Annotated in this window: 18 protein-coding genes; 7 read left to right on the forward strand and 11 right to left on the reverse strand. The window is 64.2% G+C overall.

Annotated elements, in window-relative coordinates:
- Positions 1–117 precede the first annotated feature (117 nt).
- Positions 118–738 carry a histidine phosphatase family protein gene (locus LXM55_RS30550; RefSeq protein WP_233323834.1) on the forward strand — a complete coding sequence of 207 codons (621 nt, stop codon included), beginning with the start codon at positions 118–120 and terminating at the stop codon, positions 736–738.
- Between the two features lie 63 nt (positions 739–801).
- Here LXM55_RS30550 and LXM55_RS30555 read toward each other — a convergent pair whose 3' ends face one another.
- The 3 genes from LXM55_RS30555 to LXM55_RS30565 form a co-directional block, all read right to left on the reverse strand.
- Positions 802–1,380 carry a DUF2589 domain-containing protein gene (locus LXM55_RS30555; protein ID WP_233323835.1) on the reverse strand — a complete coding sequence of 193 codons (579 nt, stop codon included), beginning with the start codon at positions 1,378–1,380 and terminating at the stop codon, positions 802–804.
- A gap of 75 nt (positions 1,381–1,455) precedes the next feature.
- Positions 1,456–2,127: a DUF2589 domain-containing protein gene (locus LXM55_RS30560; protein WP_233323836.1), complete on the reverse strand. Its 672-nt coding sequence runs from the start codon at positions 2,125–2,127 to the stop codon at positions 1,456–1,458.
- An 83-nt stretch (positions 2,128–2,210) separates the two neighbouring features.
- Positions 2,211–2,594, reverse strand: coding sequence for a hypothetical protein (locus LXM55_RS30565; protein WP_016965010.1), 384 nt, complete (start codon positions 2,592–2,594; stop codon positions 2,211–2,213).
- 168 nt (positions 2,595–2,762) lie between these two features.
- Between LXM55_RS30565 and LXM55_RS30570 the strand changes: the two genes are divergently transcribed.
- On the forward strand, positions 2,763–3,320 hold the full coding sequence (locus tag LXM55_RS30570) for a pesticin C-terminus-like muramidase (protein ID WP_233323837.1): 558 nt from the start codon (positions 2,763–2,765) through the stop codon (positions 3,318–3,320).
- Positions 3,321–3,362: 42 nt separating this feature from the next.
- Here LXM55_RS30570 and LXM55_RS30575 read toward each other — a convergent pair whose 3' ends face one another.
- Positions 3,363–3,821 (reverse strand): hypothetical protein, encoded by a 459-nt coding sequence (locus tag LXM55_RS30575; RefSeq protein ID WP_233323838.1) that lies wholly within the window; start codon positions 3,819–3,821, stop codon positions 3,363–3,365.
- 87 nt (positions 3,822–3,908) lie between these two features.
- Positions 3,909–4,457: a hypothetical protein gene (locus LXM55_RS30580; RefSeq protein ID WP_233323839.1), complete on the reverse strand. Its 549-nt coding sequence runs from the start codon at positions 4,455–4,457 to the stop codon at positions 3,909–3,911.
- 213 nt (positions 4,458–4,670) lie between these two features.
- Between LXM55_RS30580 and LXM55_RS30585 the strand changes: the two genes are divergently transcribed.
- Positions 4,671–5,006, forward strand: coding sequence for a lipoprotein (locus tag LXM55_RS30585; RefSeq protein ID WP_041115848.1), 336 nt, complete (start codon positions 4,671–4,673; stop codon positions 5,004–5,006).
- A 55-nt stretch (positions 5,007–5,061) separates the two neighbouring features.
- Here the strand turns inward: LXM55_RS30585 and LXM55_RS30590 are convergent, their stop codons facing one another.
- The 3 genes from LXM55_RS30590 to LXM55_RS30600 all read right to left on the reverse strand — a co-directional run bounded on the left by LXM55_RS30590 (position 5,062) and on the right by LXM55_RS30600 (position 7,413).
- Positions 5,062–6,528, reverse strand: a complete 1,467-nt coding sequence (locus LXM55_RS30590; protein WP_233323840.1) for an ArnT family glycosyltransferase — start codon at positions 6,526–6,528, stop codon at positions 5,062–5,064.
- A gap of 130 nt (positions 6,529–6,658) precedes the next feature.
- Positions 6,659–7,027, reverse strand: coding sequence for a hypothetical protein (locus LXM55_RS30595; protein WP_233323841.1), 369 nt, complete (start codon positions 7,025–7,027; stop codon positions 6,659–6,661).
- A 32-nt stretch (positions 7,028–7,059) separates the two neighbouring features.
- Complete coding sequence (locus LXM55_RS30600) at positions 7,060–7,413, reverse strand: winged helix-turn-helix transcriptional regulator (RefSeq protein WP_233323842.1); 354 nt, start codon at positions 7,411–7,413, stop codon at positions 7,060–7,062.
- A 106-nt stretch (positions 7,414–7,519) separates the two neighbouring features.
- On the opposite strand from LXM55_RS30600, the gene LXM55_RS30605 reads away from it, so the two are divergent.
- Complete coding sequence (locus LXM55_RS30605) at positions 7,520–8,554, forward strand: zinc-binding alcohol dehydrogenase family protein (RefSeq protein ID WP_233323843.1); 1,035 nt, start codon at positions 7,520–7,522, stop codon at positions 8,552–8,554.
- Positions 8,555–8,566: 12 nt separating this feature from the next.
- Here the strand turns inward: LXM55_RS30605 and LXM55_RS30610 are convergent, their stop codons facing one another.
- Positions 8,567–9,055 (reverse strand): hypothetical protein, encoded by a 489-nt coding sequence (locus tag LXM55_RS30610; RefSeq protein ID WP_233323844.1) that lies wholly within the window; start codon positions 9,053–9,055, stop codon positions 8,567–8,569.
- An 88-nt stretch (positions 9,056–9,143) separates the two neighbouring features.
- Positions 9,144–9,614: a hypothetical protein gene (locus LXM55_RS30615; RefSeq protein WP_233323845.1), complete on the reverse strand. Its 471-nt coding sequence runs from the start codon at positions 9,612–9,614 to the stop codon at positions 9,144–9,146.
- Between the two features lie 199 nt (positions 9,615–9,813).
- Here LXM55_RS30615 and LXM55_RS30620 point away from each other — a divergent pair, with 199 nt between their 5' ends.
- Positions 9,814–9,975: a hypothetical protein gene (locus LXM55_RS30620; RefSeq protein ID WP_233323846.1), complete on the forward strand. Its 162-nt coding sequence runs from the start codon at positions 9,814–9,816 to the stop codon at positions 9,973–9,975.
- Positions 9,976–9,980: 5 nt separating this feature from the next.
- On the forward strand, positions 9,981–10,298 hold the full coding sequence (locus LXM55_RS30625) for a hypothetical protein (protein ID WP_011059155.1): 318 nt from the start codon (positions 9,981–9,983) through the stop codon (positions 10,296–10,298).
- A gap of 26 nt (positions 10,299–10,324) precedes the next feature.
- On the opposite strand, the gene LXM55_RS30630 is transcribed toward LXM55_RS30625, so the two are convergent.
- The gene (locus LXM55_RS30630) at positions 10,325–11,107 is read right to left on the reverse strand and encodes an AraC family transcriptional regulator (protein ID WP_233323847.1); all 783 of its coding nucleotides are present in this window, start codon (positions 11,105–11,107) and stop codon (positions 10,325–10,327) included.
- Between the two features lie 115 nt (positions 11,108–11,222).
- Here LXM55_RS30630 and LXM55_RS30635 point away from each other — a divergent pair.
- Positions 11,223–12,102 (forward strand): EamA family transporter (locus tag LXM55_RS30635; RefSeq protein WP_233323848.1); only part of this gene is annotated, 880 nt, incomplete at its 3' end.

Here is a 12,102-nt window from a genome sequence, read left to right on the forward strand (position 1 = left end):
CTGTAGCCTTGCCGCGAGCGGCTCAACACATCGAATCATTCTCAGAGGGGCGGCTGGACAGTGGCCACAAGACTTGCTTTTCCGCTGGTCAAACGCTCATTCGCGATGAGCCGCCTGATGCGCTACAAGAACCGCCTGGTGTTGCTGCTGGCGGCCTTTCTGCTGATTCCCCTTGGCCTGCTGCTGTTGCAGCCGACGGCGGTGCCCGACCTGGCTCACGGCAATGTGGCCGGGATCAAGGCGGTGACCAGCAGCTGGGCCAAGGGCGACATGATTGTCCTGGTACGGCACGTGGAGCGTTGCGACCGTTCCAGCGCCCTGTGCCTGGGGCCGGCCGATGGCATTACCGATCGTGCCCGCGAGGTGGCGGTGGCCATCGGCGCGCGGTTCGAGCAGTTGGGCCTTGCGCACACCGACATCTACAACAGCCCCATGACCCGCACCGCGCAGACCGCCGGCTACATGTTCAGCAAGGTCAGCAGTGGCGATGGCTGGCTGTACAACTGCAAGGGCAGCATGCTGCGCGACGTGCTGGCGCATAAGGTGGCCGGCCGCAACCTGGTGTTGGTGACCCACAGCGAATGCATGGACGAACTGGAGCAGGAGCTGAAGCTGGCGACCCCGACCCTGGGGTACGGCGCCTCCCTGTTCGTTTCCACCGATACCCTCAATGGCGCGCCGAAGATGCTCGGCATGATCGAGGCCAGCGACTGGCGCTCGGTGAATCTCAAGCCCTGAGGGCAGGCGGCCGCAGGGGGGGGCCGGCCCTCATGGGCCATCGGGTCGGTCATCTGCCGCCGCTCAAGGCGCGAGCACGTCCGGGTCGGCAGGCGCACTGCCGGCGGGGGCTGCCGGGGCCGGGCCTTCATTGATGCGTTGCGGGCTGATCAGGTTGGTGAACTCTTCGATCAGGCGCTGGATCGCTTCCGGCGGCTGGCAGTCGCGAAACTCCATGCTGATCTGGACTTCGTCCGGGTCGCGTTCCTGGCCATCACGCTTGCCGCTGCCGAAGGTGACGAAAAACTTCTCGCTTTGCAGCTCGCCATTCTCCAGGTCGTGGCTGGCCTTCTGCAGCTCGGTGGCCTGCATGCGCACCGACAGGTCGACGGTCATCTTGTGCAGGGCCAGGCCCTTGGGCGAGACCAGGGCAATCAGCGGCACATTGATGATGTGGTCATCGTTGAGCGCCACCTCGACCATCTTGGCCTTCATCGGCGTACCCAGGTCGTTGACGTTGTAGTCGAAGAACTGGTCGAACAACTTGATGTACTGCTGGGCGATCAGGTTGTGAGTGGCCGCGGCGGCCTGGTGCATGCCTCGGGTGATATGGCTCAGGTCGCTGGCCGACATGGGCTCCTTGCTGCGGGAAAAAAACGCCATGGATCACGCTCCTTGTTCGGTGAGGGAGGTGCCCCGCCTTGGCGGCGGGGCTGTTGCAGGGGGGACTGATCAACGTTACGGCGGAGTGCCGGCGTTGCCCTTCGTGCCAGTAGCTGCGCTGCTCGGGTTGGGCAAGGCGTTATCCCGTGACAGCTTGTCGGTATCTTTGCTGGCGCTTGCTCCCGGCAACATGATCGGTTTGGTGGCCGCGTCGGTGAGGAAGTCGATGACGCGCATCAGGGCTTCCGGTGGGTCCTGGCGGACGATCTTGGTGTTGATGGCGTAGCGCGCGCGGGTGTCGGTCTTGCGGGTCTGGGTGGATTTGTGGCTCGCCGCGCCCTTGACCGTGACACTGAACGGGCCCCAGCCCATCTTCGCCTCGAAGCTGCCGGAAGCGTCGGTAGAACTGGTGTCCTCGGCCATCTGGCTGATGGTCAGCTCGAACTCGATGGAGCCTTCCTCGATGGTGATGTTGGGGTGACTGATGGCCGCCAGCAGCGGAATGCGCATCGACTTCTTCACCGTGCCCTTGTAGACGCCCTGTTCATCCACCAGGGTTTCGTCGTAGTCGAACTGCACCGATACCGCCTGGCCGTCCTTGATGCACACACCCATCAGGAAGTCCGCATAGGCTTTGCTCGCGGCGACTTGCGCCTGAATCATCGCCATCAACGGACCGGTGATCATCTTGTCCAGGGGCAGTGCGGCAATCACGCCGCCGATCAAGCCCTTATCAATATCTGCCATGGTCTAGCTCCTTGTTTTTTCGTTGCGCGAAATGCGCATCTGCACCTTAAGAAAACCGTGACGGCCGATTCAGCGGGAATCGATTACCGGTGAGTGTTGGCTTCCAGGCGACGGATATTGCCGATCTGCCGCAGGCTCAGGCCGTATTTGTCCGCCAGCACGCTGCGGGAGATGCCGCCCAGGCTCTCCAGCTGGATGTGCTGGTTGCGGATCTGCCGGCAGAAGTGGTCGGCCTTGGGGATTTCCAGGGCCAGGCCGGCGAAGCGTTCGATCAGGGCGTTGAGGGCGTCGGGGGGCAGGATCAGGGCCAGCGAGGTGCGTTCGGCGTGCTTGGGAATGTACTTGGGGCGGCCGCCGTATTCTCGGGTCAGGCGGTAGGCGTTCTCCAGGCCGATGCAGTCGATGAGGGCCTGGAGCGAGTGGGGTAGCTGGCGAACATCAATGAGACTGAGGTCTTTCACGTCCATTTGGTACCTCCTTGGAATTATGGATAACGCTGGTTCGATCCTAAGGAGGTGCCTCGTCCGTTGTTCAGTGGGAAATTTCCCCCCTATTAAGGGGAACTATTACATCCTGATGTTGTATCGGTCGCGGGTGGTGCACTGGATTTTCTTCAACTGGATGAGGAAATATCCATGTCTCGTTATGCGATTGATTTCAGTTTTATCGCCGCCCTCGAAGGCGGCGCCATGACTCGCGGTTACGTGCCGGACGCGGCCAACAGCAAGAGTGGGGTCACGGTGGGCACCGGGTTCGACCTGGGGCAGCGCGGGGTCCAGGATCTGCAGGCGCTCAACCTGCCGGCGGATCTGCTGCGGCGGTTGACGCCGTACCTGGGGCTGACGGGGCTGAAGGCCAAGCAGTTTCTCACTGACCAGCCGCTGAGCATCAGCAGCGCCGAGGCCGAGCTGATCGACGAGGCGTACAAGGCGCCCTTTGTCGATCGCCTGGCTGCGGCCTACACCCAGGCCAGCGGGGTGGATTTCGCCCAGCTGCCGGCGCCGATGCAGACTGTGATCGCTTCGGTGGCCTTTCAGTACGGCAACCTGGCCAGCCGCACGCCGAAGTTCTGGGCCCAGGTGGTGGCCCGCGACTGGAAGAGTGCCCAGGCCAACCTGCGCAACTTTGGTGACAGCTACGGCACCCGCCGGCGCAAGGAGGCCGATCTGCTGGGCTCGCAGCTAACCGTGTAAGCGCTTGCCGCCCAGGCTCAAGGCCTGGGCGGCTCGCCGGTTTCAAGGGCAGGGGTAGGTGTGCAGCAGGCTCGCATTGCCCATGTGGCTGGTGTCATCGGGCTGCGTATTGTTGGGCAGCGAACGCCAGTCCACCAACAGGCACATGGCCTTGAGGGAAATGCCCTTGGCCTGGCCGATGGGGTTGGAAAACTCGTAGCGGTACAGCGCCTGGGTGGTGTTTTGCGCGGACACGCTGCTGGCATTGGTCAGGGTGCTGCGTGCCATGTCCGGCAGTTTGTCCTGGGAGACGGTAAAGCGCGGCTGCTCGCCCTGGGGATTCAACACGCCCTGGTCCCTGGAGCGTTTCCACAGTTGCTGCCACTGGCTGTTGCCGGCGACGGTGCTCAGGGTGGCGGCGTAGGCCTTGAGGGTAGTGGGCGGCACATGGGTGGTTTCCAGGGCGTGGGCGGCGCTGGCCAGCAGGCTCAGGCCGATGATCAGTGAACGCAGAATCAACATGGGATTAACTCCTTTTCCAGGCCGCAACGGCCCGACACGAATACGGGGAAGTCTCCCCGGCGACAGGCTGTCGCCGGGGAGCAAGGCTTAGCGGGCGTCGAGGTAATCCCAGCGCAGGCCTTCCTTGTTGTTTTTCGCGGTCAGTTCCTTGGCCACGGTGTTCTCGATGGCATTGACGTTGATGTTTTCCACTTCAAGGATGTTTTTGTCCGCCAGTTGCTTGCGGAACTCGGCCTTGTTGGTGAGGAACTGGCAGGCGTGCCCCAGTTCATGCATCAGCACCAGGGCCGGGGACAGGCGCTCGACTCGGTCGCTGCTGAACAGCGCGAGGAATTTCTGGAAATTGCTCAGGCCCGGCTGTTTGTATTTTTTCTCGATGGCGTACACCTGGGACTTGAGGTTCCACACCACGCGCCCGGCGGAAGTGGTGGAGGTGGTGGCGGGAGGAATCCAGCGGTCGGTCTTGTCCGCTGCCGACGAGTTGGTGACTTCCACGATCAGCTCTTCCTTGACGGCGATCAGTTCGTCGAGCAGGAAATTGGCCAGGTCGGATTGGCGCAGATAGCGGCAGGCATCGTCGAAGCGCTTCTGGGCGACGGCCTGGTCCAGGGTCGTGGTGGTAACAGTGATGGTCATGACTGACTCCTTTGAGGAAATGCCCGTCAATGGGCAGGAGTCATGGTTTCAAGGGCGGTGAGCGGGTATCAGCGGGAAAGGGTTCAAGGGGTAGCGTTCAAGGGGTGGAGCTCAAGGGATGGCGAGGCGACGGGGATGGGCATTTCAATTTCCCACGAGTAAAGTGCCGCGCCCGGGAAATGAATCCCGGACGCTTTTCCATGGAGTTACGTCGTGAAGCACATCAGCAAAGTCGTTGCCTCTGCCTGCCTCGGTCTGGTTCTTGCGGGCTGCACCGGCACCCCGATGAAAACCCAGCAGTTGGACAGCAGCCAGTACACCGTGATCGGTCACAGCGAAGCGACCGCCACCGGCATCATGTTGTTCGGGGTCATCCCGATCCAGCAGAACAGCCGTTTCGTCCGCGCGCAGACTGCGGCGATCAAGGCCAAGGGCGGCGACGCTCTGATCAACACCCAGGTCCAGGAAAACTGGTTCTGGGCTTGGGTCCTGAGCGGCTACACCACCAAGGTCTCCGGTGATGTGGTCAAGCTGAAGAACCCTCAGTAAGCCTCGCCTGGATAGACAAACGGCACCTGATTCAGGTGCCGTTTTCGTTGGTGGGTCAGTGGCCCGGCGCGAGGCTGACGAAGTGGTAGGCCTGGCGGCTGACCATGAGGGTCTTGAGGATCTGCAATGGCGGTTTGGGCGTCTGGTCGCCGCCGATGACGGCGACATGCTGCGGCGACTCGGCGAGAAAGGCCTGCAACTGCGCTTCGGTCTGCAGGTCCTTGAGCAGGCTCTGGGTGTAGAACACGCTGGCGCCGGCAATGCGTTCGTTGGCCTGATACAAGGCCAGCTGATGCCCGCTGGCCTGCAGCGCCATGATCTGGTCGGTGACCGGGACGAAGGACAGCTCACGGTCGGCCCGGGGCGCGGCCCATTGGGCGTTCACCAGATAACCGCCGATGATCAGGCTCATGAGGGCGATCGCCAGGCCCTGGCGCCGACGCCCCACCACGCTCCAGAACCCAGCCCCCTGGGCCCGCTGCGCGAGACGCTGGTACAGCACCGCGCCATATTCTGCCGCCAGCACCGCCGCTGCCGGAGTCAGGGACATCAGGTACACCGTGCGTTTGCTGGAGGCCAGGCACAGCAGGGTGAACTGCGCCAGCAGCCAGATGCAGAAAAACAGCAGGTAGCGGTTTTGCACCAGGGTTTTGCGAAAGTGCCACAGGCCCAGGTAGACCAGGATGTTCCACGGCAGGAAGGCCTGGGGCAGCTTGGCCAGGTAGTAATAGAAAGGTTCGTAGTGCCCGGCTTCGACAAAGGAGCCGTCGAAGCGTCCGACGCTGTTGGTCCACAGCACTTCGCCCAGGGCTTGCAGGCCGCCGCGCTGATAGAGCATGCACAGCCAGATCATCAGCGGCACCAGCCCCAGCAGGGTCAGCAAGCCGGGGCGCAGCCACTGGCCGAAGCTGAAGCGTTTTTCGATCAGGCTGTCGGCCAGCAGGTAGGCGAAGATCACCACACCCGGCATGGCCAGACCGAGCACGCCCTTGCTCAGGGTGGCGATGGCGATGCCGCCGGCGAAGGCCAGCCAGGCCAGCAACGCCGGTTGCTGTTCGGCCTGACGGCGCTGGGCCTGAAAGAACGCCAGCAGGGCCAGGGTCACCCCGAGGCTGAGCAGGGCATCTTCACCCACGCCGCGCACGTTGCTCCAGTAACTGGCCATGGTCGCCAGCATCAGCCCGGCCACTGCCGCCAGGGTGGCCGGGCGGCCAAAACGGCGGAGCATGGCGTACAGCAGCATCACGCTGAACAGCCCGGCAAAGGCCGAGGCCAGGCGCACCGCCAGGGGCGTGCCGCCGAAGGCACGGATGGCGCCGGCGTCGAGCCACAGGCTCAGCGGCGGTTTTTCCAGGAATGGCGTGCCGAACAGGCGCGGCGTGACCCAGTCATCGTCCAGGTGCATTTCCATGGCAATCCCGGCCACCCGGGCTTCGGTGGAGCCTTGCAACTGGTGATTACCCAGGGCGAAGAAGAACAGCAGGCAGGCCAGCAGGAACAGCAGCGGAGCGGGTCGGGACATGAGTTGTGCGCCGGCAGATCAAGAGGCGCAGCCGGAAGGCTGCGGGCAAGCGCTCAAGTATACGGAGGCAAGTCTTAACAAATTGTGAACAAGTTGGGGGAAATCGTCGGTTTTTCCGAGCGCGGCCGAATCACCCCGGGGCTTTCAGGTAGGCCGCCACGGCGTGCGGGAACAGCTGCTCGTAGAGGGGGTAGCCAATGCCCAACACGCTGATCTCGATGGCCTCTGCACCGCACTCGGCGGAGTAGTCTTGGAGGCTCACGCCCATGGCCGGCACGGGCTGGTCGAGGTGATACACCTGCAGTTGCAGCGAGCTTTGGTCCGCGGTCCCCGTCAGTGCCCGCACCTGCTCCTGAAGCGCGGCGTAGGCCGGGGCGGCGATGAATTGGCCCCAGGCCACGCCCATCGGCGGGTCGTTCGATTCCAGCGCGGACCCGCCGAGCAGGGTCGTGCCCTGGTAGATCTTGAACCTTGGATAAGCATCCGCTTGGGCTGGCATGGCGAGACCTGCTGTAAGGGGAACAATGACGGCTAGTGGAGGGCGGCTTCCTGCTGGCGGCGCTGGATGCGCCCGTGACCCCAGGCGGACAGCGCCTCGATCACCGGTTGCAGCGATCGGCCTTCGGCGGTCAGGCGGTATTCGACCCGTGGCGGCACTTCGGCGTACACCGTGCGCGAGACCAGCCCGGCGCCTTCCAGGTCGCGCAACTGCTTGGTCAAAAGGCGTTGGGAAATCCCCGGCAGGCGGCGTTGCAGCTCGTTGAAACGGAGGAACTCATTGGCCAGCAACTGATGCAGGATCACGCCTTTCCAGCGGCCGTCGATCAGGTCCAGGGTGACCTCCACCGGGCAGCCTGGAATGTCCTGGTAGTGTTTGTTTTTCATCGCCTGACGGTCCTTTTGCGTAGCAGGTACGCAAAAGTACCCTACTTGTGCGAGGAGGGCATGAGGGATTTAAGTGTGCGCTTTCCAACGCCAAGGAAGCTCTGCAATGAAGGCCATCGCCTACCTCAAAGGCTCGTCGCTGTCCGCCCCCCAAGCCCTCTACGACCTGGATCGGGACGAGCCGTCACTCGAACCCCATGACCTGCTGGTGGCGGTCGAGGCGGTGTCGGTCAACCCGCTGGACACCAAGGTCCGCGCCGGCAAGGTCGCGGTGCCGGACGACGTGCGCACCCTGGGCTGGGACGCCAGTGGCGTGGTCCGCGCGGTGGGCAGCGCGGTGACCCTGTTCGCTCCCGGGGACGCGGTGTACTACGCCGGCACCTTCACCCGCGAGGGGGCCAATGCCGAGCTGCACCGGGTCGATGAACGCCTGGTGGGGCACAAGCCCAAGCGCCTGTCCTTTGCCCAGGCGGCGGCCATGCCGTTGACCGCGCTGACCGCCTGGCAATTGCTCTTCGAGCGCCTGGGCCGGGTGCCCGGCGACCTGTCCGGGCAGGGCACGCTGCTGATTGTCGGCGGCGCCGGTGGCGTGGGCTCGGTGCTGATCCAGCTGGCGCGCCAGCTGACCGGGATGACGGTGATCGCCACCGCCTCGCGGCCGGACAGCCGCCAGTGGTGCCTGGACCTGGGGGCCCATCAGGTGCTGGATCATTCCCGCTCGCTGGTGCCGCAAGTGGCCGCCCTCGACCTGCCGCCGCCGAGCCATATCGCCGCCCTGACCCACACCGCCCGGCACTATGCCGAGCTGAGCGAAATCATCGCGCCCCACGGCCATTTCGCGCTGATCGACGATCACGACTTCTTCGATGCGCTGCCGCTCAAGGCCAAGAGCGTGTCCCTGCACTGGGAGATGGTTTTCACCCGGGCGCTGTTTCAGACCCCGGACATGATCGAGCAGCACCACATCCTCAACCGGCTGGGGCAACTGCTGGACCAGGGCGTGATACGCAGCACCTTGAATGAAGTCATTCACCCCTTCAGCGCCGACAGCCTGCGCCGGGCCCATGCCCGGGTGGAGCAGGGCGGCCTGCTGGGCAAGGTGGTGGTGGCCCGCGAGGCCGAGCCCGGCGCCTCGTTGTAGAGGCTGTCGCGGTCAGCGCAGGTGGCGCCCGCTGCGCCACCAGAAGACGCCGCCGAGGAAGGCCCCCGCACAACCGAACAGCGGCGCCAGTGGCAGGTAGCGCGGCAAGCCCTCGGGTAGCGGTTCCTCTTCGGCCGGGTCGGAATAGAAGCTGGAAGGGGCCAGGCTCGCGACCACGGGGATGGTCGGCATGGCGGCCACCGCGCCGCTGAACAGGTAGATCAGCACGTTGCGCCAGGCAAAGCGCTGGGCCAGCCAGAAGAACAGCGCGCAAGGCAACGCCGTGAGAATGCCGGTCAGCACGCCACTGACGACCAGGGTCAGCAGGCCCACGAACAGCGTTTGCAGAATGATGTCGCCGTTCAACGAGCCGGCGCTGGCCAGCATCGTCAGCATCAGCAGCAAGGCCAGCACCGTGGCCAGGGCCGTGACGCCGATGAAGTAAGCGGCGAACCAGTCTTCCGGCTGCACGCTGCGTTGGGGTGGAGTTGTTGTGGACATGGAAAAGATCGCTATAGGGGTGGCTGCTTTGGCCCTGCTCAAGGGGCGGGTGGCTTGGCGTCGGGCCGGTGGTGAATAAAGGCTCGGTTCAGCGCAAGTGACGCCCGCTGCGCCACCAGAACAGCCCCCCCATGAACACCCCACAGCCGCCGAACATCGATGCCAGCTGTAAATAGTGCAGCGCAGCGTTGACGCCGTGCGGGAGGTTGAAGAGTTCAGGGAGCAGCTGGGTCATCACGGGAATGGCGAACTGCGCCGCCAGGGCTCCGCTCACCAGGTAGATCCACAGGCGGCGCCAGGTAAAGCGCTGGGCTAGCCAGAAGAACAGGATGCACGGCAAGGCGGCGATCAGGGTAATCAGCACTAGGCTCACCATCAGCACCGCCACGCTGAACGACAGGGAGTCGAGCAGCGCCTCCCACGGGTTCCGGCTGGAAGTCAGCAGTATCAGGTTGAACACCAGCATCAGGGCCAGGGACAGCCCGGCGACGCCGATGAAGTAGGTGGCGATCCAGTGACCGCGGTTCAGGGGGCGAACGGATTGGGGCGCTTGGGACATGATGGGCACGGGCTTTTGGCTGAGGATGACCGGACCCAGGCTATCGGCAGGCAGGCCTTTTGATTGTGGAGTTTGCGTGGTTTTTTCGCGGTGAATGCGCGTGGCAGATGACGCCGGGGGAGCAAATCCCTTATACAGGCAGCGGCCCGTCGACCGTTCACGGGCCGGGTTTGCGTCACCCACCCAGAAGGAGATGGACATGTTCAAGTTCCTGACTATGACCGAGTTGCCCCGTACCCCTGCGCATCGTGATGCCGGCTCCATCAGCGGAGCGATCAATGCCTGGGAGCTGAAAAATCGGGCTCTCAATACGAAGGGGTTTGTCACATGTCCAAAGAATTACTCGGAGTTTCTGCTGTAGGGCTGATGGTGCTGGGCGAGTTTTGCGCCATCTACAGTGAAGTGGTGGTGGCGCGGCTGGCCCATTCCGGCAACACCTCCGGTGCCGAACTGGCGTTGCCGGTGCTGATCATGTGCCTGGGCGGTATCTGCCTGCTGGCGGCCTACTGGCTGGGTTACGTGGCGGTGGGCGACATCTGGATCATCACCGTGGTCTCGGTGACGTCGCTGCTGCTCCTGGAGCCGCTGGTGATCTGGGCGCTGTTCCAGCAGGCGCCCGGACGCGGTGCCTTGATCGGTTTCTGCCTCGGCGCGCTGGGGATGTTGTCCGCCGTGTTCCTCTAGCACGGCCTCGCTCAGGCTCGGGTCCTTCAGGCCCGGGCCCGGGCAAAGTAACGGCTGGGCGCCTCGCCCAGGACCTTGCGAAACACACTGCTGAAGGCACTCGGGCTGCTGTAGCCCAGGTCGCTGGCGACCCGGGTCACGGCCTCGCCATGGCCCAGGCGCACCACGGCCGCCAACAGGCAGGCCTGCTGGCGCCATTCGACGAAACTGATGCCGGTGTGCTGGCGAAACAGCCGGGTGAAGGTGCGACGGCTCATGCCGGCGCGCTCGGCTATGTCATCGATTCCCAGCTCCAGCGACGGCTGTTCCAGCAGCTCGCGACACACCCTGGCCAGCCGCGGTTCGTCCGGCAGCGGGGCGTTGAGGGTCAAGGCCGGCATGCTGGCGATTTCATGCAGCAACAGGTTCATCAACTGCCCCTGCACGCCGTCCCTGGCGTAGAGCGCGGGGAGGTGCATGGCCCGCAACAGCAGTTGGCGCAGCAACTCGGACACTTCCCGTACCTCGCATTGCGCAGGCAAGCCCAGGCGCTTTGCCGCCCGGGGGCGCACATAGGTGTTGAGCAGGGTCACCGGGCCGCGCATGTGCATGGCGTGGGTCACCCCGGGCGGCACCCAGATCGCCCGTTGCGGCGGCACCACCCAGTTGCCCTGCTCGGTAAACACGCTGATCACTCCGGTGGCGGCATAGGCGAACTGCCCGCGCCGGTGCTGGTGCTCGGCGAAGTACAGGCCGTCGGGGTAGTCGATGGCGCTGACCACCCCATCCCGAGGGGTATTTTCGTAAGGGTCGATATCGATAGGCTGCATGGCCCGAATCTACTGATAGTTGACCTGATACTGCAAGCGGGCCATGGCGTGCTGCGGCGATAGTTCGGCCCCGGCCGGGGATTTGCTCGCGGCCGCCTTTCCTGGACCGCGCGACATGCAGAAAAAACACCTGTTCCTGGCCCTGCTGGTGACCGCCTTGTGGGGCCTGAACTTTCCCATCACCACGCTTGGGCTGGCGAGCATCGATCCATTGCTGCTCACCGCCCTGCGCTTCACCCTGGCGGCCTTGCCCTGGGTATTCTTGGTGCCGCGCCCGCCTGTAGGGTTTGGCTGGCTGGCGGCCTACGGGCTGATATTCGGCGTGGCCATGTGGGCCCTGATCAACCTGGGGATCGATCAGGGCGTGGCGCCGGGCACGGCGTCGCTGTTGATCCAGTTCAGCGCCTTTTTCTCCCTCGGCTGGGGCGTGCTGCTGTTCGGCGAGCGCCTGCGCTGGCAACAGGTTCTGGCCATGGCCATTGCCCTGTGGGGGCTGCTGCGAATCATCGGCGACAGCCCCGGGCACGCCACCAGCCTGGGTTACGCCTTGCTGCTGGTGAGCGCTTTTAGCTGGAGCGTGGGCAACGTCATCATCAAGCGCTGCGGGGTTCGCGAGGTGTTTGCCTTCGTGGTCTGGGCCAGCCTGTTTGCGCCGTTGCCCCTGCTGGCCCTGACCTGGATAAGCCACGGGAGTACGCCGTTCCTGCAACTGGCCGGGCAGGTGTCCGCCAGCGCGCTGCTGTCGCTGATGTTCCAGGTCTATGTGGCAACGCACTTCTGTTACTGGGGCTGGAACCTGTTGCTGCGCGAGTATCCGGTCTCTCGGGTGGCGCCCTTGTCGTTGCTGATCCCGGTGTTCGGCATGGCCGGGTCGGTGCTGATCCTGGGGCAGCCTGTGGGGATCGATGACGGAGTATCCATGGGCCTGATCCTGCTGGCGCTGGCCGTGGGGCAGCTCGACTGGCGCCGGTTTTCGGCCCTGGGGCGCCGGTCCC

Source organism: Pseudomonas sp. Au-Pse12 (genome assembly GCF_021341665.1).
GTDB lineage: Bacteria > Pseudomonadota > Gammaproteobacteria > Pseudomonadales > Pseudomonadaceae > Aquipseudomonas.

Excerpts from the sequence above, each read along its gene's own strand:
- LXM55_RS30550 (WP_233323834.1), top strand. The coding sequence starts at position 118 with ATGCGCTACAAGAACCGCCTGGTGTTGCTGCTGGCGGCCTTTCTGCTG.
- LXM55_RS30555 (WP_233323835.1), bottom strand. The coding sequence starts at position 1,380 with ATGGCGTTTTTTTCCCGCAGCAAGGAGCCCATGTCGGCCAGCGACCTG.
- LXM55_RS30560 (WP_233323836.1), bottom strand. The coding sequence starts at position 2,127 with ATGGCAGATATTGATAAGGGCTTGATCGGCGGCGTGATTGCCGCACTG.
- LXM55_RS30565 (WP_016965010.1), bottom strand. The coding sequence starts at position 2,594 with ATGGACGTGAAAGACCTCAGTCTCATTGATGTTCGCCAGCTACCCCAC.
- LXM55_RS30570 (WP_233323837.1), top strand. The coding sequence starts at position 2,763 with ATGTCTCGTTATGCGATTGATTTCAGTTTTATCGCCGCCCTCGAAGGC.
- LXM55_RS30575 (WP_233323838.1), bottom strand. The coding sequence starts at position 3,821 with ATGTTGATTCTGCGTTCACTGATCATCGGCCTGAGCCTGCTGGCCAGC.
- LXM55_RS30580 (WP_233323839.1), bottom strand. The coding sequence starts at position 4,457 with ATGACCATCACTGTTACCACCACGACCCTGGACCAGGCCGTCGCCCAG.
- LXM55_RS30590 (WP_233323840.1), bottom strand. The coding sequence starts at position 6,528 with ATGTCCCGACCCGCTCCGCTGCTGTTCCTGCTGGCCTGCCTGCTGTTC.
- LXM55_RS30595 (WP_233323841.1), bottom strand. The coding sequence starts at position 7,027 with ATGCCAGCCCAAGCGGATGCTTATCCAAGGTTCAAGATCTACCAGGGC.
- LXM55_RS30600 (WP_233323842.1), bottom strand. The coding sequence starts at position 7,413 with ATGAAAAACAAACACTACCAGGACATTCCAGGCTGCCCGGTGGAGGTC.
- LXM55_RS30605 (WP_233323843.1), top strand. The coding sequence starts at position 7,520 with ATGAAGGCCATCGCCTACCTCAAAGGCTCGTCGCTGTCCGCCCCCCAA.
- LXM55_RS30610 (WP_233323844.1), bottom strand. The coding sequence starts at position 9,055 with ATGTCCACAACAACTCCACCCCAACGCAGCGTGCAGCCGGAAGACTGG.
- LXM55_RS30615 (WP_233323845.1), bottom strand. The coding sequence starts at position 9,614 with ATGTCCCAAGCGCCCCAATCCGTTCGCCCCCTGAACCGCGGTCACTGG.
- LXM55_RS30620 (WP_233323846.1), top strand. The coding sequence starts at position 9,814 with ATGTTCAAGTTCCTGACTATGACCGAGTTGCCCCGTACCCCTGCGCAT.
- LXM55_RS30625 (WP_011059155.1), top strand. The coding sequence starts at position 9,981 with ATGGTGCTGGGCGAGTTTTGCGCCATCTACAGTGAAGTGGTGGTGGCG.
- LXM55_RS30630 (WP_233323847.1), bottom strand. The coding sequence starts at position 11,107 with ATGCAGCCTATCGATATCGACCCTTACGAAAATACCCCTCGGGATGGG.